Source organism: Streptosporangium sp. H13245 (genome assembly GCF_055690525.1).
The window spans coordinates 43,392-63,085 of sequence record NZ_JBSZKT010000044.1; the positions used below are offsets into that span (position 1 = coordinate 43,392).

Below are 19,694 nucleotides of genomic sequence, written 5' to 3' on the forward strand. Positions count from 1 at the left end.
GGCTCAGGACTTGTGGGTCCGGGCGAGTCGCTGGATCGCGGACGCGTAGATCTCGTCGGGGTCCAGCCGCCGCAACTCCTCGGCGAGCAGCTCCGACGTCGGGCGCCGGGTCAGGGCGACCCTGCGGTCCGGCTGGCCGGGACGCGACAGCATGGCCATGCGGCCGTCGCCCCGGGTGATGGTGATGTCCCCCTCGGCCGAGGCCAGCTTGACCGCGGTCAGGCCGGGGCCGGGGGAGTCGGAGACCTTCACGGACGTGCCGAGGCGCTCGCCGAGCCAGGCCGCCAGCAGCAGGGCGCTGGCATGGCCGGGCACCGCCTCCACACTGCCCCGCTTGACCTTGCCCACCGGCTGGTCGAACGCGGCGGCCAGCAGGCTCCGCCACGTCGTCAGCCGGGTCCAGGCCAGGTCGGTGTCACCGGGCACGTAACCGCGGGCCCGGCCGGTGATCGCCTTGACCGAGTCGGCCGCCGACCGCGCGTCGACGATGCGGCGCTGGGCCAGCATGCCGATCGGGTCCTTGGACGGGACCTCGGGGCCGTCAGTGGGCCACCAGGCCACCACCGGGGTGTCGGTGAGCAGCAGCGGGCTCACCACCGAGTCGGCGTGCCTGGTCAGCTCCCCGTACAGGCGGAGCAGGATCACCTCGCCCGGGGTCGACTCACCGAACCGGATCTCGGCGTCGAGCCGGTTCGGCTCCTCCGAGTCGCGGGGGATGACGACCAGGATCCGGGAGGGGTGCTCCCTGGCCGCCTCGGTCGCGGCCCGAACCGCGTCGTACTGGTCGCTCTCGCCGCAGACCACCACGAGGGTCAGCACCATGCCGACCGCCGGGGTGCCCATCTGGTGGCGCAGATGGGTGAGCTGCGAGGAGATCTTCGAGGCGGTCGTGCCGCTGAGCATGAAGCTGGTCATCTACAGCCGCCTCCAGACGCGCCCGTCGCGGGCCATCATCTCGTCGGCCGAGGCCGGCCCCCACGTGCCCGCCGGATACTCCTCCGGCGGACCCTGGGAGCTCCAGAAATCCTCGATCGGGTCGAGGATCTTCCATGACAGCTCGACCTCGCGCTGGTGCGGGAAGAGCGGCGGGTCGCCGATCAGCACGTCCAGCAGCAGCCGCTCGTAGGCCTCGGGAGAGGACTCCATGAACGACTCGCCGTAGGCGAAGTCCATCGAGACGTCCCTCACCTCCATCGCGGTGCCGGGCACCTTGGAGCCGAACCGCACCGTGATGCCCTCGTCCGGCTGAACCCGGATGACCAGGGCGTTCTGCCCCAGGATCTCGGTGTCGTCCTTGCTGAACGGCAGGTGCGGCGCCCGCTGGAACACCACGGCGACCTCGGTGACCCGGCGGCCGAGCCGCTTGCCGGTACGCAGGTAGAACGGCACCCCGGCCCAGCGCCGGTTGGCGATCTCCAGCTTGATCGCCGCGTAGGTCTCGGTGATCGAGTCGGGCGGGATGCCCTCCTCCTGGGTGTAGCCGATCACCGGCTCGCCACCCTGCCAGCCGGGCCCGTAGCGGCCGCGCGCGGTGGCCTGCGACAGGTCCGAGGGCAGCCGTACCGCCTTGAGGACCTTCTCCTTCTCCCTGCGCAGCGAGTCGGCCCCGAACGACGTCGGGTCCTCCATGCCGACCAGGGCCAGCAGCTGCAGCAGGTGGTTCTGGATCACGTCGCGGGCCGCGCCGATGCCGTCGTAGTAACCCGCCCGGCCGCCGATGCCGATGTCCTCGGCCATCGTGATCTGCACGTGGTCGACGTAACCGCGGTTCCAGATCGGCTCGAACAGGTTGTTGGCGAACCGCAGCGCCAGGATGTTCTGGACGGTCTCCTTGCCCAGGTAGTGGTCGATGCGGAACACCGAGCTCTCCGGGAAGACCGCGCTGGTGATCGCGTTGAGCTCCTGGGCGCTCCGCAGGTCGTGCCCGAAGGGCTTCTCGATCACCACCCGGCGCCAGGACCCGGCGGGACCGTCGGCCAGGCCGGTCCGCTTCAGCTGCTGGACCACGACCGGGAAGAACTTCGGCGGCACCGACAGGTAGAAGCCGTAGTTGCCGCCGGTGCCCCGGGTCTGGTCGATCTCCTTGAGCATCATCGCCAGCGCGTCGAACGCGCCGTCGTCGGTGAACTCGCCCCGGCAGAAGAAGATGCCCTCCGACAGCTGCTTCCAGACCTCCTCACGGAACGGCGTTCGCGCGTGCTCCTTGACGGCGTCGTGGGTCAGCTGCGCGAAGTCCTGGTCCTTCCAGTCGCGGCGGGCGAAACCGACCAGCGAGAAGCCCGGGGGCAGCAGCCCCCGGTTGGCCAGGTCGTAGATCGCCGGCAGCAGCTTCTTGCGGGCCAGGTCGCCGGTCACGCCGAACAGCACCAGCACGCAAGGACCCGCCACGCGCGGCAGGCGCTTGTCGCGCGGGTCGCGCAGCGGGTTGGCGTCGATCAGGGCCTCGGTGATGCCGGCGGTCGCGGCGGCGGTGGCGGTGGTGACCGTGGGGGTCACCTTTCCCCCCGTGCCCGCCGTCGCGGTGGCGGACGCCCCCGCGGCGGCGTCCGCCGGGACACCCTCCCCGGCGGACACCTTGGAGCTCTCCTTGCTCATGCGAACCTCCAGCGGCCCATCAGACCTCCCGTGCGGCGGCGAGCAGACGCGCGACCCCGGCGGCGCGGTCGGTCAGGTGCAGCCGCACGGCCGGACGCCCGCGGCTGGCCAGCGCGCCCAGGTCGCCCAGCGCCTGGGCGAGCTGGAGGCGGCCCAGGGTGTAGGGCTTGCCGGGGACCTCGATGTCGTCCCCGACGGCGCCGGTGATCTGCAGGAACACCCCGTTCTGCGGGCCGCCCTTGTGGTACTGGCCGGTGGAGTGCAGGAAGCGGGGGCCCCAGCCGAAGGTGACCGGGCGCTCGGTGCGGATCGCGAGCATCCCGCGCAGCGTGGCCGGGTCGGCCCCGCTCCACACGTCCGTCATCTCCTCGAACGAGGCACCCTCGGCGTACGGGGCGTCGAAGGCCGCCTCGCGGTCGAGGTAGGCCATCACCGCGAGGTAACCGCGGTCGGGGATCGCCTCCAGCAGCCGGGTGAGCACGTCCGACAGGTCCTTGACGTCCTCGGAGCCGGGGAACTCGCCGTACACCTCCACCGGGCCGTCGACCAGGATCGGCGTGCCGACCGGCAGCTCCGCCCGGTCGAGCAGCTTGGCGGTGTTCTCCTTGGACTCCGACACGTTCGGCTGGTTGAACGGGTCGATGCCCAGCACGCGGCCCGCGACGGCCGTGGCGTACTCCCAGACGAGGAACTGCGCGCCCAGCGGGCCGACGACGGTCACGGCGCCGTCGGTGTCGATCCCGGCGAGCAGCTCGTCGTCGGCGTCACCCGGGTCGGCGCCCACGACGGGCAGGACGCCCCTGCCGGACTTGCCGGTGGACTCGGCGACCAGCTGCTCGATCCAGTCGGGCAGGCCGTTGATCTCCGACAGGCTGTCCTCGATCACGAGCTTGTCGCGCCCGGCCGCCGCGGCGGCGCCCAGGGCGGCGCCGAGGTCGAGGCCGGGGTTGCCCTCGGCCGCCGACAGCAGCGGCAGCACCTCGGCCGCGTCGTCGAGCAGCCGCTCGACGTCGGCGCCCGCCAGCGCGCTGGGCACCAGGCCGAACGCCGTCAGGGCGCTGTAGCGGCCACCCACGTTCGGGTCGGCCAGGATCACCTGGTATCCCGCCTCGCGGGCGCTCAGCTCCAGGGGCGAACCGGGGTCGGTGACGACGACGATCCGGGTGACCGGGTCGATCCCGGCGTCGCGGAAGGCCTTCTCGTAGATCCGCCGGTGGCTGTCGGTCTCGACCGTGCCGCCGCTCTTGCTGGCGACGACCAGGATCGTGCTCTCCAGCCGGTCCTCCAGCGCCCGGCGCACCTGGCCGGGGTCGGTGGTGTCGAGCACGGTCAGGGGCACGTCGGCGGAGGCGGTGATGACCTCGGGGGCGAGGGAGGAGCCGCCCATGCCCGCCAGGACCACGTGGTCCAGGCCCTCGGCACGGGCCCGCTCCACCAGCGCGCCGATCTCGGGGAGCAGCTGCCTGCTCGTCAGGGGCAGGGTGAGCCAGCCCAGGCGGATCGCCGCCTCGGCCTGCGCCTCCGGGCCCCACAGGGTGGAGTCACCGGAGGCCAGGGCCTGGGGGACCCCCTCGGAGGCGAGCTGCCCGGCCGTCTCCGCGGCCTGCTCGGTGAGGTCGTCCTCGCCGAACGTTACGGACACTGACATGTGGTCCTCACGCCTTCTTCAGCTCGGCGGCGACGGTCTCCAGCAGCTCGGTCCAGGAGGTCTCGAACTTGCTCAGGCCGTCCTCCTCGAGGAACCGCACGACGTCGTCGTAGTCGATTCCGGCCTCCTTGAGCGCGGCCATGGTGTTCCAGGCCTCCTCGTAGGAGGAGCGGACCGTGTCGCCGGTGATCCTGCCGTGGTCGGCCGTCGCGTCGAGGGTCTTCTCCGGCATCGTGTTGACCGTGCCGGAGGTGACCAGCTCGTCGACGTAGAGGGTGTCGGGGTAGTCGGGGTTCTTGGTCCCGGTGGAGGCCCACAGCGGGCGCTGCGGCCGGGCACCGGCCTCGGCCAGCGCCTGCCAGCGCGGGGACGCGACGACCTCCTCGAAGGCGGCGAAGGCCAGGCGGGCGTTCGCGACCGCGGCCTTGCCCCTCAGCGCGAGGGCCTCGGGAGTGCCGATCTTGTCCAGGCGCTTGTCGATCTCGCCGTCCACGCGGCTGACGAAGAACGAGGCGACCGACTCGATGGCCGACAGGTCCAGGCCGTTGGCCTTGGCCTTCTCCAGGCCGGTCAGCCAGGCGTCCATCACGGCGCGGTAGCGCTCAAGGGAGAAGATCAGCGTGACGTTGACGCTGATGCCCTCGGAGATCGCCTGCGCGATCGCGGGCAGGCCCTCGACGGTCGCGGGGATCTTGATGAACAGGTTGGGCCGGTCGACCAGCCACCACAGCGCGCGCGCCTCGGCGACGGTCTTGTCGGTCTCCCTGGACAGGCGGGGGTCGACCTCGATCGACACCCGGCCGTCCACCTGGCCGGTGGCGTCGTAGACCGGCCGCAGCACGTCGGCGGCCCAGCGGATGTCGTACGTGGTGATGGCCCGCACGGCCTCCTCGACGTCGACGCCGCGGATCTGCAGGTCGTGCAGCTGGCCGGCGTAGGCGTCGCCCTTGCTCAGCGCCGACGCGAAGATCGTCGGGTTGGAGGTGACACCGGCCACGTGCTTGTCGCGGATCAGGGACTGCAGGTTGCCCGTACGCAGGCGCTCGCGGCTGATGTCGTCCAGCCAGATGGAGACACCCTGCTCGGAGAGCTTCTTCAGGATCTCACTCATGATCAGTTTCCCGTCGTCTCGCCCTTGTCGGCTCCGGTCTTCGCGAGGCTCGCCTTGGCGGCGGCGGCCACGCGCTCGGCGGTGAAGCCGAACTGCTCGTAGAGGGTCTTGTAGGGGGCCGAGGCACCGAAGTGCTCCAGGCTGACCACCACACCCTCGTCTCCCACGAACTCCCGCCAGCCCAGCGCGATTCCCGCCTCCACCGCGACGCGAGCGCGCACCGAGGAGGGCAGCACCGTCTGCCGGTAGGCCGCGTCCTGGGCCTGGAACCACTCCACGCACGGCATCGACACGACCCGGGTGGCGATGCCCTCCGCCTCCAGGATGTCGCGGGCCCCGACGGCGATCTCGACCTCGGAGCCGGTACCGATCAGGACCACCGACGGCTGCCCGCCGGAGGCCTCCCGCAGGACGTAACCGCCCCGGGCGACCTTCTCCGCGTCGCCGGTGCCCTCGAAGACCGGCAGGTTCTGGCGGGTCAGCGCCAGCGCGGCCGGGCGGTCGTTGTGCTCCAGCACGACCTGCCAGGCGGCGGCCGTCTCGTTGGCGTCGGCCGGGCGGACCACGTCGAGACCGGGGATGGCGCGCAGCGACCACAGGTGCTCGACGGGCTGGTGCGTCGGGCCGTCCTCGCCCAGGCCGATGGAGTCGTGCGTCCACACGTAGGTGACCGGCAGTTTCATCAGCGCCGCCAGCCGCACGGCCGGGCGCATGTAGTCGCTGAACACCAGGAACGTGCCGCCGTACGGGCGGGTGCCGTTGTGCAGCGCGATGCCGTTGAGGATCGCCCCCATGCCGTGCTCGCGGATGCCGAAGTGCAGCGTGCGGCCGTAGGGGCCGCCGGGGAACTCCTTGGTCTGGAACTCCTCGGGGATGAAGGACGGCTCGCCCTTCATCGTGGTGTTGTTGGACTCGGCCAGGTCGGCCGAGCCGCCCCACAGCTCGGGCAGCACCGGCGCGAGCGCGCTGAGCACCTCGCCTGAGGCCTTGCGGGTGGCGACGGAGGAGCCGACCTCGAAGGACGGCAGCGCCTCGGTCCAGCCCGCGGGGAGCCTGCGCACGGAGATGCGGTCGAACTCGGCGGCGCGCTCGGGGTTGGCCTCGCGCCAGCTCCGGTAGAGCTCGTCCCACTCGCCGCGCACGGCCCGGCCGCGCCCGACGACCTCGCGGGCGTGCTCCAGGACCTCGGCGGGGACGTCGAAGCTCTTCTCGACGTCGAAGCCCAGGACCTTCTTGGTCGCGGCGACCTCGTCGGCGCCCAGCGCCGAACCGTGGATCTTGCCGGTGTTCTGCTTGTTGGGGGCGGGCCAGCCGATGATCGTGCGCAGCCGGATGAACGACGGCCTGCCGGTCTCGGCGCGGGCGGCCTCCAGGGCCTGGTACAGCGCCTCGACGTCCTCGACGTAGTCGCCCGTCTTCGTCCAGTCGACGGTCTGGGTGTGCCAGCCGTACGCCGCGTAGCGCGCGACGACGTCCTCGCTCAGCGCGATCTGGGTGTCGTCCTCGATCGAGATGTGGTTGCTGTCGAAGAGGACGGTCAGGTTGCCCAGCCTCTGGTGGGCCGCGAGGGCGCTCACCTCGTGGCTGATGCCCTCCTCGATGTCACCCTCGGAGGCGATGCACCAGATGTTGTGGTCGAACGGGCTCGCGCCCGGAGCGGCGTCCGGGTCGAACAGGCCGCGCTCGCGGCGGGCGGCCATCGCCATGCCGACCGCGTTGCCGATCCCCTGGCCGAGCGGGCCCGTGGTGGTCTCGACGCCGACGGTGTGCCCGTGCTCGGGGTGGGCCGGGGTCAGGCTCTCCCACTGGCGCAACCCCTTGAGGTCGTCCAGGCTCAGGCCGTAGCCCGACAGGAAGAGCTGGATGTAGAGGGTCAGGCTGCTGTGACCCGCCGAAAGGACGAACCGGTCACGGCCCACCCACGAGGGGTCTGACGGGTCGTGGCGCATCACCTGCTGGAACAGCAGGTACGCGGCCGGCGCCAGGCTCATCGCGGTGCCGGGGTGACCCGATCCCGCCTTCTCTACCGCGTCCATGGCCAGGGCCCGTACGACGTCGACCGCGCGGCGGTCCAGGTCGCTCCATTCGAGGGCTGGCACGAGTTCACTGCTCAAGTGCTCGATCTCCGGATCTAATCGTGTGATGGTGGCGCCGGTCTGGTATTTCCCGCCCACACCGGACCCTAACGGTTTCGACCTGGCTACCGTGGCGTAGGTCGGCCCGGGGCGGGTCCGCGGGATCCGCAGGCGTCGCGTCCCTCCCCGGGGGAGCCCCCTCGCGCCGCTTCCGCACCCCGTGCCGGGACCGGCCCCCCCTGCAACTACAGTGAGTCCTCAAGGCTGGCTGGTGCCCGCAATCACGGATCCGCTCTAATCAGAGGTTACGCGTTGACCCCGCACGTGCTGGAAGCGCCTTAGATGGTGCTCACCGACAAGCAATCGACGGCCCCGCCCGAGGCGGGCGAGGCCCTTGAGGCCGCGCCGCGCTCCTTCGGCGACGTCGTGAAGGCCTACGTCGCCCTCACGAAGCCGCGGATCATCGAGCTGCTGCTGATCACGACGCTACCGGTGATGTTCCTGGCGGCCAAGGGCCTGCCGCCGCTGTGGATCGCCGTCAACACCCTGGTGTTCGGCACCCTGTCGGCCGGCAGCGCGAACGCGCTGAACTGCTACATCGACCGCGACATCGACGCGGCCATGCGCCGCACCCGCCGCCGCCCGCTCGCCCGCGACCTGGTGCCGCCGACGAACGCGCTGATCTTCGGGATCATCCTCGGCGTGCTGTCCACCCTCGGGCTCGGCCTGACGGTGAACTGGCTCGCCGCGGGCCTGTCGCTGGCCGCGAACCTGTTCTACGTGCTCGTCTACTCGATGATCCTCAAGCGGCGGACCTCGCAGAACGTGGTGTGGGGCGGCATCGCCGGCTGCATGCCGGTGCTGATCGGCTGGGCGGGCGTCACCGGCGGCCTCGACTGGGCCCCCGTGGTGCTCTTCGGCGTGGTGTTCTTCTGGACGCCGCCGCACACCTGGACCCTCGCCATGCGCTACAAGGAGGACTACGCGGCGGCGAAGGTCCCCATGCTCCCGGTGGTCGCCACCGAGCGCCGCGTGGTGCTGGAGAGCATCGTCTACACCTGGGCCACCGTGCTCTGCTCGTTGCTGCTGTGGCCGATCGCCGGGACCACCCTGCTCTACCCCGCCGTGGCCGCCGTCCTCGGCGCCGCCTGCCTGTGGGAGGTCCACCGCCTCCTCGGCCGGGTCAACGCGGGCAAGACCGGTGTCGACCTGCGCCCGATGCGCTTCTTCCACTGGTCCAACGCCTACCTGGCGCTGCTCTTCCTGGCCGTCGCCATCGACTCGATGTTCGTCTGATGCTTATCTGATGTTCGTCTGAGCCCTTTCGTGCGTACGGTCTCCCGCGGTGCGCCCGTTTCCGCGCCCCGGCCCCGGGGGAGACGTCTCCGGGGAACGTGTTTTCTTGACCGGCCCGGGGTGGGCCTGGCCGTGGGGAGGGTGGTTCGTGGTCTTCGGGAGACCCTGGGAGCCGGATTCCGGTTCCGGCCGCGTGTGCGGCCCATCACTCGGTATGTTTTCGGAATCCGCGGCGTCCGGGCGGGTTCCGGGGCTTCCGGGGTTCTCCGGTGAGGTCTGGTACGTCAACCCCCGGGCGGTAATCTCCCGGTTCGAACCGTGGGGTGGGCACCAGCGGTTACGGTGGCCACATGGCCGGCCGTGACCCCCGCTGGGTGCTCAGGGACCGCCCGTCGGTCACGCTGATCGCCGGGCTCGTCCTGGCGGGACTGTGCGCCCTGGTGTCGTTCTCCTTCGACGTGCTGAACGGCGACCCGGTCTACTTCTTCATCGCCCTGGGCCTCGCGCTGGCCCCCGTCCCGGTGCTGCTGGCCGCGGTGCTGGCGCTCGACCGCATCGAGCCCGAGCCGCGCGGCAACCTGCTCTTCGCGTTCGCCTGGGGCGCGGGCGTGGCGGTCCTGGTCGCCGGGGTCATCAACTCCTTCAACCTGCTCTACATCGAGAACGCCGCCCAGCTGGGCTACGACTACGCGCGTAACGTCACCGCCACGTTCGGCGCCCCGGTGGTCGAGGAGACGATGAAGGGGCTGGTCCTGCTGGGCCTGCTCAGGTTCAAGCGCGCCGAGCTGGACGGGCCCACCGACGGCATCATCTACGCCAGCATGGTCGGCCTCGGCTTCGCCATGAGCGAGAACGTCAGCTACTACGTGGCCGCGCTCGACGAGCTGGGCGCGCAGGGCCTGGCGGTGACCGTGGTGCTGCGGGGGATCCTCTCGCCGTTCGCGCACCCGCTGTTCACCTCCATGATCGGTGTCGCGGTGGCCTACGCGGCGCAGCGCCGGGGACCGGGGCGGATCTTCGTCATCGCCGCCGGATGGATCGGCGCGATGCTGCTGCACGGCATCTGGAACGGCTTCGCCACCTACGTCGGCATCGGCGGGCTGGCCGTCGCCTACCTGCTGCTGATGGCCGTGCTGTTCGTGCTGATCTGGATCATCTTCCGCGACCGCAAGCGCATCATCGCGCTCATCCAGACCTACCTGCCCGCCTACTGGGCGACGGGGCTGGTGTCCTCTGGCGACGTCGCGATGCTCTCGTCCCTGCCCAGCCGCCGCCAGGCCCGGCAGTGGGCGATGAAGCACGGCGGCAGGAAGGCCCTGCGGGCGATGAGCGACTACCAGCTCGCGGCCACCGAGCTCGGCCTGCTCCACGAGCGGGCCAGGGGCCACGTGATCGACGAGCGCACGTTCAACGAGGAGCAGCGGGCGCTGCTGGAGTGCATGGCCGGCGCCCGCGCCCAGTTCCCCGCCGGGAACGCTCCCGCGAGCCACGCCTCCGGCGGCTCCCCCTATCCGCAGGGCGGTCCCGCCGGTCATCCGCCGCCGGACGGGTCGTTCCGCCTGTAGGGCGGCCTGCCCGGGACTCACCCCCGCCGGAGCGCGGTCTCCAGGGTGATCTCGCGCGGACCGGGGAAGACGGGCGAGGAGTCGAGGAGCACGGAGTCGACGAGCCCTTTCGCCGAGGCGAGGAACTCGCGGGCGGCGAGGCCGTAGGTGGACACCCACCGCTTGGACGAGTCGTCGCCCACGCCGAAGGTGTCGATGCCCGCCGTACGGCACAGGGTGACCGCCCTGGGCAGATGGAACACCTGGGTGACCACGGTGACCTTGGTGGCGCCGAACACGGTGCGGGCCCGCACGCACGAGTCCCAGGTGTCGAAGCCCGCGTAGTCCAGGACCAGAGTCCCGGCCGGTATGCCGCTCGCCAGCAGGTAGTCGCGCATCACGGTCGGCTCGTCGTAATCCTTGCGGCTGTTGTCTCCGGAGAGCAGGATCGCCTTGACCTTGCCCGCCCGGTAGAGCTGCGCGGAGATGTCAAGCCGCCTGGCCAGCATGGGAGTGGGGATGCCTCCGACGACACCCGCCCCCAGCACCAGCGCCACCGGAGCCCCGGGAACCCCGGCCACCCAGCCGGGGGAGGAGTCGGCGACCGCCCGGTGCCCGGAGCTGGTCAGCCAGGCCCAGGTGATCGGGGCGATGGCCAGGACGCTCAGCAGCACGACGCCCAGGTAGCAACGTCGCATGATCGTGCGTGACAACGACATCCGAGCATTGTCCGGCCGTACCGGGGCCGTGTCGAGCGCGGACGGTGTGGACGGGGTGAGGGCGGCTCAGACGCGGACGGTGTCGAGGTCGCCGGTGACCGCCTTCGGGGTCTCCCCCGGTTCGCGCGGGCCGGTCGCGAAGACCACCCGCAGCGCGCAGACCCAGACCAGGGTCGCGCCGAGCACGTGCAGGTTGACCAGGGCCGCGGGCACGCCCAGGAAGTACTGGACGTATCCGACGACCCCCTGCGCCGCCTCCACGCACAGCAGCGTCCACGCCGCCCGCCGGGCGTACCCGGGCGCGTCGGTGACGTACAGCGCGAACGCCAGCGCGAAGGTGAGGCCGACCACCACGTAGGCGACGTCGGCGTGGATCCTCGCCACGGTCTCGATGTCGAAGCCGAACCGGGAGGCCATCTCGTCCCCGGAGTGCGGCCCGGTCCCGGTCACCACCACGCCCACGACGAGCAGGACGAACACGGCGGCGACGAGCGCGAGGGCGAGCGTGCGGACGTGGCGATGGACCGGTTGCCCGCTCTCGCCCCTGTTCTCGCCTTGCCTGGCGCGGGCGTACATCGCGTACGCCGCGGCGATCATGCCGATGGACACCAGGAAGTGCACGCTCACGGTGACCGGGTTGAGCGCGCTGCGCACGACCAGGCCGCCCCAGAGGCCCTGGAAGGCCACGCCGACCGGCTGCAGCCAGGCCAGCCTGACCAGGTCGGGGCGGCGGGCCGGTATCCGCAGGGCGGCGACCAGGCAGGCCACGCCGACGGCCAGCACCAGGAAGGTCAGCATCCGGTTGCCGAACTCGATCGCCATGTTCAGCGGTGAGATCTCGGGGTGGGCCACCGGGACGAAGCTCTCCGGCGTGCACCGGGGCCAGGTGGGGCAGCCCAGGCCGGACCCGCTGACCCGTACCGCGGCGCCGGTGACCGTGATCCCGACGTTGACGACGACCGCCGCCAGCGCCCAGCGGCGCAGGGTGAGGGAGGTCGGCGGCCCCACGATCCGCGCCGATCTCACGGCGAGTCGGCGGGCCTGGTCAAGGAGGTGGTTCACGGCTCACATGCTAGGCGGCGGGGTGCGCGGTCCCGCCGCGGACCCCGGTACGGCCGCAGGTGCGGGACTTCCGCCGTGCGACGGCGTGCCGTGCGGGCCCGGGGGTAGGGGTGGGCGTGGACACGCCTGCGATGTCCGTTTTGGTGCATTGATCCGTTAAAAGGTATGTGACATAGTACTGACGAGCCCGAGGTGCGGGAGCGAGGTGGGACATGCCGGACGTCGTGGTCATCGGCGCCGGGGTCGTCGGTGCCGCCTGCGCCTATTACGCCGCCCGCGCGGGGCTGGACGTGGTGGTCGTCGACCGGGGGGCGGTGGCGGGCGGCACGACGGGCGCGGGCGAGGGCAACATCCTGGTCTCCGACAAGGAACCGGGCCCCGAACTCGACCTGGCGCTGCTCTCCAACCGGCTCTGGCGGGACCTGGCCGGAACGGGGCCGGAGGGCGGGTCCGAGGCGAGCGGCGCTGACGGGTCCGATGCCGGGGCGGGGGCCGGAGGGTTCGAGCCGGGCGGGGGGTTCGAGTTCGAGGCCAAGGGCGGCCTGGTGGTCGCCGAGACGGACGAGGCCCTGGAGGCGCTCACCGACCTGGCCGGAAAGCAGGGCGTCGAGCACGTCGCCGTCGCCCCGGGAGAGCTCGGCGACTACGAGCCCCACCTGGCGAAAGGGCTCGCCGGAGGCGTGTTCTACTCGCAGGACGCCCAGGTACAGCCCATGCTGGCGGCGGCCAGGCTCATCCGGAGGGGTGCCGAGCGGTTCGGCCACGGCGCCCTGATGCTGCGTACGGGCGTCACGGTGACCGGCTTCGTCCGCGATGGCGGCCGGGTCGCCGGTGTCACCACCGACCACGGCGACATCCTCGCCGGAGCCGTCGTCAACGCCGCGGGCACCTGGGGCGGCGAGATCGCCGCCCTGGCCGGAGCGTACGTCCCGATCCTGCCCAGGCGCGGCTTCGTCCTGGTCACCGAGCCCCTCGCCGGGCCGCTGGTCAGGCACAAGGTCTACACCGCCGCCTACGTCACCGCGGTGGCCAGCGACTCGGAGGGGCTGGAGACGTCCGCCGTCGTGGAGAGCACCCCGTCGGGGCCGGTGCTCATCGGCGCCAGCCGCGAGCGGGTCGGTTTCGACCGTACGGTCTCCGTCCCGGTGCTCGAACGCCTCGCCCGCCAGGCCGTGGAGCTGTTCCCCGCCCTGGCGGCGTACCGGGTGATCCGCGCCTACTGCGGCTTCCGCCCCTACTGTCCCGACCATCTCCCGGTGATCGGGGAGGACCCCCGGGCTCCCGGGCTCTACCACGCCTGCGGCCACGAGGGGGCGGGCGTCGGCCTGGCCCCGGCCACCGGTCATTTGATCGCCCAGCTCCTGGCCGGTCTCCGCCCCGAACTGGACCTCACCCCTTTCCGCCCGGACCGCTTCCCCCGGGAGGCACCGTGACCTGCTCCCAAAACCCGTGCCTGGACGGGTTTTCCCCCGGCGAAGGTGCCCTGAGGGATCCGCGCCGGGACCGGTTTCCCTCCGGTGGAGGCGTCCTGAAGAATCCGTGCTGGGATCGGGTTTCCTCCGGTGGAGGTGTCCTGGGGGATCCGTGCCGGGACCGGTTTCCTTCCGGCGGAGATGTCCTGGGGGATCCAAGCCGGGGCCGCTTTCTTTCCGGGGGAGGTGTCCGATGAGGGATCCGTACCGCCTGGTGGGGGCGCGGCCCGAGCCGGGGTTCGAGATCAGTGTGGACGGTGCTCCCGTCCCGGTGGTCCCCGGCCAGACCGTCGGCGCCGCCATGCACGGCGCGGGCATCCGCTCCTGGCGCACCACCAGGTTCGGCGGGCGCCCGCGCGGGCTGTTCTGCGGCATCGGGGTCTGCTTCGACTGCCTGGTCACGGTGAACGGGGTCCCGTCCCTGCGCGCCTGCCTGACCGAGGCCCTCCCGGGAGACCTGGTGACCACCGGCGACACTTCCGGCGACGAGGGGGAGGGGTGAGCGGCCGATGACGCGGATCCACGACCTCGCCGTGGTCGGCGCGGGCCCCGCGGGGGTCGCGGGCGCGCTCACCGCCGCCCTGGCCGGGCTGGACGTCGTGCTGATCGACGGGGCCGCCAGGCCGGGCGGCCAGTACTTCCGGCACCCAGCGGAGGGTTTCCACGCCGCGAGGCCCGGCGCGCTCCACCGCAGCTTTGGCAGGTTCGCCCGCCAGTGGGAAACGCTCCGCGAGCGCGCCGAGGTGCTCCTGCGCCACCGGGTCTGGGCGGTCGAACGCGCGGACGGGGCGATCACCGTACGGTGCCTGGAGGGGGACCGCGAGGAGCGGCCCCGGTCGGTCACCGCGCGCGGGTTGCTGATCGCCACCGGCGCGCACGACCGGCCGCTGCCGTTCCCCGGCTGGGACCTGCCGGGGGTGCTCACCGCGGGCGCCGCGCAGGCACTGCTCAAGGGCGACCTGGTCCTCGCGGGAAGCGAGATCGTGGTCGCCGGTACCGGCCCGTTCCTGCTCCCCGTCGCCACGGGCCTGGCGGACGCCGGGGCCCGGGTGCTCGGCGTCCACGAGGCCAACGGCGGGTTCGGGCTCGCCAGGCACCCGCTGCTCGCCATGGGACGGGCCGGGGAGGCCCTCGGGTACGGAGCGCGCCTGGCCCGCCACCGGATTCCGTACCGCCGCCGCGAGGCGGTGATCGCCGCGCACGGCGACACCGCGCTGACCCACGTCACCGTGGCGAGCCTGGACGGCGACTGGCGGCCGGTCTCGACGAGGACCGTCGAGTGCGACACCCTCGCCTGCGGCTACGGATTCGTCCCCCAGCTCGACCTGCCGGTCCAGCTGGACTGCGCCACCCGCCGGGACCTTGACGGCAGCCCGGTCGTCGCGGTGGACGAGGGTATGCGCACCAGCGTGCCCGACGTCTACGCGGCGGGGGAGTCCACCGGTGTCGGCGGGGCCGCGCTCGCCGAGGTGGAGGGGCGTGTCGCGGGCCGGTCCGCCGCCGCCGACCTGGGCCGCCCGGTGCCGCCCGACCCGGCCCTGTCCCGGCGCCGGAACCGGCTCGCCGCCTTCGCCCGCGCCCTGCTGGAGGCCTACCCGGTACGGCCAGGCTGGCGGGAGTGGCTCCGCGACGACACCCTTGTGTGCCGCTGCGAGGAGGTACCCCTGTCGGCCGTACGGGAGGCCCAGGCCATGGGGGCCGCCGACGCGCGTTCCGTCAGGCTGCTGGCGCGGCCGGGGATGGGGTGGTGCCAGGGCAGGATGTGCGGCTACGCGGTCGCGTGCCTCGCCGGTGAGGACCCCGCGCCACCCCGGCGCCCGATCGCCCAGCCCATCAGGCTCGGCGACCTCGCCGCGCGGCCACCGACCTCCTCGGATCGACGGGAACCCCTCTCGGCGACGGACCGGCCAGAGAGCCGCGCGGACCAAGGTCGGCCGGAGAGCCGCACGGATCAGAGTCGGCCGGAAAGCGGCGCGGACTCGGATCGGCCGGGGAGCCGCGTCGACCCGGACCGGCCAGAGAGTCGCGCCGACCCGGACCAGCCGGGGACCCCTGCGGCGCCGGGCGGGCCGGAGATCCCCGTGCGCTCGGACCGCCCGGAACCCCGCCGTAACGGCTGGAAACCCCCTCGGAAGGATGAAGCATGACGACCCCTGCGAAGCCCTGGCACGGTGTGACGGTGGCCACCGCGCTGCCCCTGGGCGCGGACCTCTCCGTCGACCTGGACGGCTACGCCGAGCACTGCCGGTGGCTGGTCGCCTCCGGGTGCGACGGCGTCGTGCCGAACGGATCGCTGGGCGAGTACCAGACGCTGACCCCCGAGGAGCGGGCCTCGGTCGTGGAGACCGCGGTCGCGGCCGTCGGCGGCGACCGCGTCATGCCGGGCGTCGCCGCCTACGGCGCCCTGGAGGCCCGGCGCTGGGCCGAGCAGGCCGGTGAGGCCGGGTGCCGGGCGGTGATGCTGCTCCCGCCGAACGCCTACCGCGCCGACGACAGGACCGTGGTGGAGCACTACCGCGAGGTGGCCGCGGCCGGTCTGCCGGTGGTGGCCTACAACAACCCCTTCGACACCCGGGTGGACCTCACCCCCCGGCTGCTGGCCACCCTCCACGCCGAGGGCCTGATCGCCGGGGTCAAGGAGTTCAGCGGAGACGTCCGCCGGATCTACGAGATCGCCGAGCTCGCCCCCGGGCTGGACGTGCTGGCCGGGGCCGACGACGTACTGCTGGAACTGGTCACCGCCGGGGCGGTCGGCTGGGTGGCCGGGTTCCCCAACGCGCTGCCCGAGTCGACCGTGGCCCTGTACCGGGCCGCCGCCGAGGGGGACACGGCCACCGCGCTGCCGCTCTACCGCGCGCTGCACCCGCTGCTTCGCTGGGACTCCAAGCCGGTGTTCGTCCAGGCCGTCAAGCTCTCCATGGACCTGGCCGGGCGCCCCGGCGGCCCGTGCCGCCCGCCCAGGCTCGGTCTCGCCCCCGAGCAGGAGGCCGCCGTACGCGCCGCCACGGAGAAGGCCCTGGCCGAGGGCCTGCGCTAGCTGGGCCCAATTTCTCAGGTGAGCACTGCTGAACCACCCCGACCCTTTCCCGCGAGGAGAAGGCCCAGCCTCTCGGGCCGACGCAGCCGAACCACCCCGTACCCTTTCCCGCGAGGAGAGTCGATGAGAACGAAGAGGATCTTCCACGCGGTGGACTCCCACACCGAGGGCATGCCCACCCGGGTGATCACCGGGGGAGTGGGGGTCATCCCCGGTTCGACCATGGCCGAGCGGCGCGAGCACTTCCTGGCCGAGATGGACCACGTCCGCACCCTGCTCATGTACGAGCCGCGCGGCCACTCGGCGATGAGCGGGGCCATCCTGCAGCCGCCCACCCGGCCCGACGCCGACTACGGCGTGCTCTACGTCGAGGTCTCCGGCTGCCTGCCCATGTGCGGGCACGGCACCATCGGCGTCGCCACCGTCCTCGTCGAGACCGGGATGGTCGAGGTCGCCGAGCCGGTCACCACCATCCGGCTGGACACCCCCGCCGGGCTGGTCGTCGCCGAGGTCCGGGTCGAGGACGGCGCCGCCACGGAGGTGACCATCACCAACGTGCCCTCCTTCAGCGCGGGGCTGGACCGCGTCGTCAAGGTGCCGGGCATCGGGGAGGTCGTCTACGACCTCGCCTACGGCGGCAACTACTACGCGATCCTGCCCATCGAGTCGGTGGACCTGCCGTTCGACCGCTCGCACAAGCAGCGGATCCTCGACGTGGGCCTGGCGATCATGGAGGCGATCAACGAGCGGGACGAGCCCGTACACCCGCTGGACCCCGGGATCCGGGGCTGTCACCACGTGCAGTTCACCGCGCCCGGCTCCGGCGCCCGGCACTCGCGGCACGCGATGGCGATCCACCCCGGCTGGTTCGACCGCTCGCCGTGCGGCACCGGCACCAGCGCCAGGATGGCCCAGCTGCACGCCAGGGGCGAGCTTCCCCTGGACACCGGCTTCGTGAACGAGTCGTTCATCGGCACCCGGTTCGTCGGGCGGCTCGTGGCGGAGACGGAGGTGGCGGGCCTGCCCGCGGTGGTTCCGGCCATCACCGGGCGCGCGTGGGTCACCGGCACCGCCCAGTACTTCCTCGACCCCCGCGACCCGTTCCCCGCGGGTTTCCTGCTCTGACCTACTCTGACCTGCTCTGACCTGCGGATATGTCGTCGTCCCCGGCGGACCCCGCGTCATGGGGGAAACGGCGTCTTAACGCTAACGGTCTTGTTTCGGCCCTTGACGTGTCCTCGCATCGCGCGTGCGATATCACACATCACCAGATGTGAGGAGCCGCACATGCGTGCCATCCCCCTGAAGTGCTTCACGTCGCTGGCCGTTCTCGGTCTCCTGGTCACCGGATGCGGCCAGGGGCTGCTCGGTGACGGAGGCGGAGGCCAGACGGCCGCCGCGAAGGACGAGCCGATCGTCCTCGGCATGCTGATCCCGCAGTCGGGCAGCGAGGCCGCCATCGGCCCCTACATGAGCAACGCCGCGCAGCTGGCGATCGACGAGATCAACGCCAAGGGCGGGGTGCTGAGCCGGAAGCTGGAGCTGAGGACCGCCGACGACGCCTGCGACGCCCAGTCCGCGGCGGCGGGCGCCAACAAGCTGGTCACCGAGGGGGTCGACGTCTCCGTGGGCGGCTACTGCTCCGGTGCGACGCTCCCCACCCTGCCGATCTTCGGTAAGGCCGGAATCCCGATGATCATCCCGGCCGCCAACTCGCAGGAGCTGGTGGACCAGAAGCTCAAGCACGTCTTCCTGATCAACGGCACGGGCTCCCAGCAGGCCGCCGCCGCCGAGAAGTGGATCACCAAGCAGGGGTCCAAGAGCGTCGCGCTCATGCACGACAACACCAGTTACTCCAAGGACATCGCGCTGCGTACCCAGGCCCTCCTGGAGGCTCCCGGCGGCGCCGAGGCCGTGATCACCGAGGCGGTCACCCCGAAGGAGAGCGACTACAGCGCCAACATCACCAACGTGCTGGCCAAGAAGCCGGACTTCGTCTACTGGACCGGCTACTTCCAGGAGGGCGGCCTGATCGCGCGCCAGTTCCGGCAGGCCGGATACAAGGACTCCATCATGGTCGGCGACGGCTCGGTCTCCCCCAAACTGGTCGAGATCGCCGGAGACGAGGCCGCCGAGGGCCTCTACGCCACGATGACCCAGACGCCCGACACCCTCGAAGGCGCCGAAGGCTGGATCGAGGCGTACAAGAAGAAGTACGCCGCCGAGCCGGGCCCGTACTCCAACCAGGCCTACGACGCGGTGCGGCTGGCCGCCGAGGCGGTCACCAAGGCGGGCGGCACCGACGGCGACAAGGTCATCGCGGCGCTTGAGGCGATCGACGGCTTCCCGATGTTCTCCGGGCCGCTGAAGTTCACCCCCGAGCACACCCTGGCCAACGGAGGCTTCCAGATCCTCGTCGTCAAGGACGACAGGTTCGCCCTCCAGGACGCCCTCAAGTGACGCAGCTGGTCTGGAACGGGTTGTTCGTCGGCTCGTTCTACGCGCTGGTGGCGCTGGGGTACAGCATGGTCTACGGGATCATCAAGCTGCTCAACTTCGCCCACGGCGACCTGTACATGCTCGGCGCGTTCGCCGGTTTCGCCATCCTCGGCGCGGTCGGCGGCGTGTCCTCCTCGATGGCCCTGCCGCTGCTGCTCGCGGTGCTCCTGGCGACCATGCTCGTCACCGGCCTGGCCGGGGTGGCGCTGGAGCGGATCGCCTACCGGCCGCTGCGCCGCGCCCCGCGACTGTCCCTGCTGATCACCGCGGTCGGGGCGTCGTTCGCCCTGGAGTACGGGATGCGCGCGGTGGCCGGGGCCGACCCGAGGGTCTACCCGGTGCGGCTGGGCGGCACCTCGCTGGAGATCCTCGGGGCCCGGCTCACCGTGCAGCAGGTCGTCCTGATCGGCGTGGCGGTGCTCCTCATGGCCGGGCTCAACCTGCTGGTCACCCGCACCCGTGAGGGCCGGGCGATGCGGGCCATCGCGCTGGACCCGCGTACCAGCGCGCTGATGGGTATCGACGTCAACGCGGTGATCTCTCGCACCTTCTTCGTCGGGTCGGCGCTGGCGGGGGCGGCGGGGGTGATGGCCGGGGCCTACTACGGGAAGATCGACTTCATGATGGGCTTCCTGA

The 19,694-nt window shown here is 71.9% G+C and carries 16 protein-coding genes; 9 read left to right on the plus strand and 7 right to left on the minus strand.

Annotated elements, in window-relative coordinates:
* Positions 1-3 precede the first annotated feature (3 nt).
* The 5 genes from ACW9TB_RS35230 to tkt are packed head-to-tail and all read right to left on the minus strand — an operon-like array spanning position 4 to position 7,468.
* Complete coding sequence (locus ACW9TB_RS35230) at positions 4-915, minus strand: glucose-6-phosphate dehydrogenase assembly protein OpcA (protein WP_472752440.1); 912 nt, start codon at positions 913-915, stop codon at positions 4-6.
* Positions 916-2,595: a glucose-6-phosphate dehydrogenase gene (gene zwf / locus ACW9TB_RS35235; RefSeq protein WP_472752441.1), complete on the minus strand. Its 1,680-nt coding sequence runs from the start codon at positions 2,593-2,595 to the stop codon at positions 916-918.
* Positions 2,596-2,614: 19 nt separating this feature from the next.
* Positions 2,615-4,243, minus strand: a complete 1,629-nt coding sequence (locus tag ACW9TB_RS35240) for a glucose-6-phosphate isomerase (RefSeq protein ID WP_472752442.1) — start codon at positions 4,241-4,243, stop codon at positions 2,615-2,617.
* A gap of 7 nt (positions 4,244-4,250) precedes the next feature.
* Positions 4,251-5,354, minus strand: a complete 1,104-nt coding sequence (gene tal / locus ACW9TB_RS35245; RefSeq protein WP_472752443.1) for a transaldolase — start codon at positions 5,352-5,354, stop codon at positions 4,251-4,253.
* A gap of 2 nt (positions 5,355-5,356) precedes the next feature.
* Positions 5,357-7,468, minus strand: a complete 2,112-nt coding sequence (tkt, locus tag ACW9TB_RS35250; protein WP_472752444.1) for a transketolase — start codon at positions 7,466-7,468, stop codon at positions 5,357-5,359.
* A 303-nt stretch (positions 7,469-7,771) separates the two neighbouring features.
* Here tkt and ACW9TB_RS35255 point away from each other — a divergent pair, with 303 nt between their 5' ends.
* Positions 7,772-8,725 (plus strand): heme o synthase, encoded by a 954-nt coding sequence (locus ACW9TB_RS35255; RefSeq protein WP_472752445.1) that lies wholly within the window; start codon positions 7,772-7,774, stop codon positions 8,723-8,725.
* A 350-nt stretch (positions 8,726-9,075) separates the two neighbouring features.
* Positions 9,076-10,290, plus strand: coding sequence for a PrsW family intramembrane metalloprotease (locus ACW9TB_RS35260; protein WP_472752446.1), 1,215 nt, complete (start codon positions 9,076-9,078; stop codon positions 10,288-10,290).
* Between the two features lie 17 nt (positions 10,291-10,307).
* Here ACW9TB_RS35260 and ACW9TB_RS35265 read toward each other — a convergent pair whose 3' ends face one another.
* Together ACW9TB_RS35265 and ACW9TB_RS35270 are read right to left on the minus strand one after the other, a co-directional pair.
* Positions 10,308-10,988, minus strand: coding sequence for a SanA/YdcF family protein (locus ACW9TB_RS35265; RefSeq protein WP_472752447.1), 681 nt, complete (start codon positions 10,986-10,988; stop codon positions 10,308-10,310).
* Positions 10,989-11,054: 66 nt separating this feature from the next.
* Entirely contained in the window at positions 11,055-12,050 is a 996-nt protein-coding gene (locus ACW9TB_RS35270) for a COX15/CtaA family protein (protein WP_472752448.1), read from the minus strand.
* Between the two features lie 212 nt (positions 12,051-12,262).
* Here ACW9TB_RS35270 and ACW9TB_RS35275 point away from each other — a divergent pair, with 212 nt between their 5' ends.
* The 7 genes from ACW9TB_RS35275 to ACW9TB_RS35305 all read left to right on the plus strand — a co-directional run.
* Positions 12,263-13,483, plus strand: coding sequence for an NAD(P)/FAD-dependent oxidoreductase (locus tag ACW9TB_RS35275; RefSeq protein WP_472752449.1), 1,221 nt, complete (start codon positions 12,263-12,265; stop codon positions 13,481-13,483).
* Between the two features lie 232 nt (positions 13,484-13,715).
* The gene (locus ACW9TB_RS35280; RefSeq protein ID WP_472752450.1) at positions 13,716-14,024 is read left to right on the plus strand and encodes a (2Fe-2S)-binding protein; all 309 of its coding nucleotides are present in this window, start codon (positions 13,716-13,718) and stop codon (positions 14,022-14,024) included.
* A gap of 7 nt (positions 14,025-14,031) precedes the next feature.
* Complete coding sequence (locus ACW9TB_RS35285; RefSeq protein WP_472752451.1) at positions 14,032-15,669, plus strand: FAD/NAD(P)-dependent oxidoreductase; 1,638 nt, start codon at positions 14,032-14,034, stop codon at positions 15,667-15,669.
* Positions 15,666-16,559: a dihydrodipicolinate synthase family protein gene (locus ACW9TB_RS35290; RefSeq protein WP_472752452.1), complete on the plus strand. Its 894-nt coding sequence runs from the start codon at positions 15,666-15,668 to the stop codon at positions 16,557-16,559. The genes ACW9TB_RS35285 and ACW9TB_RS35290 overlap by 4 nt, the downstream gene beginning before the upstream one ends.
* Before the next feature lie 123 nt (positions 16,560-16,682).
* Positions 16,683-17,684, plus strand: a complete 1,002-nt coding sequence (locus ACW9TB_RS35295) for a proline racemase family protein (RefSeq protein WP_472752453.1) — start codon at positions 16,683-16,685, stop codon at positions 17,682-17,684.
* A gap of 162 nt (positions 17,685-17,846) precedes the next feature.
* Complete coding sequence (locus ACW9TB_RS35300) at positions 17,847-19,019, plus strand: branched-chain amino acid ABC transporter substrate-binding protein (RefSeq protein WP_472752454.1); 1,173 nt, start codon at positions 17,847-17,849, stop codon at positions 19,017-19,019.
* The coding region (locus tag ACW9TB_RS35305; protein WP_472752455.1) for a branched-chain amino acid ABC transporter permease at positions 19,016-19,694 on the plus strand (679 nt) is incomplete at its 3' end. The genes ACW9TB_RS35300 and ACW9TB_RS35305, both read left to right, overlap by 4 nt.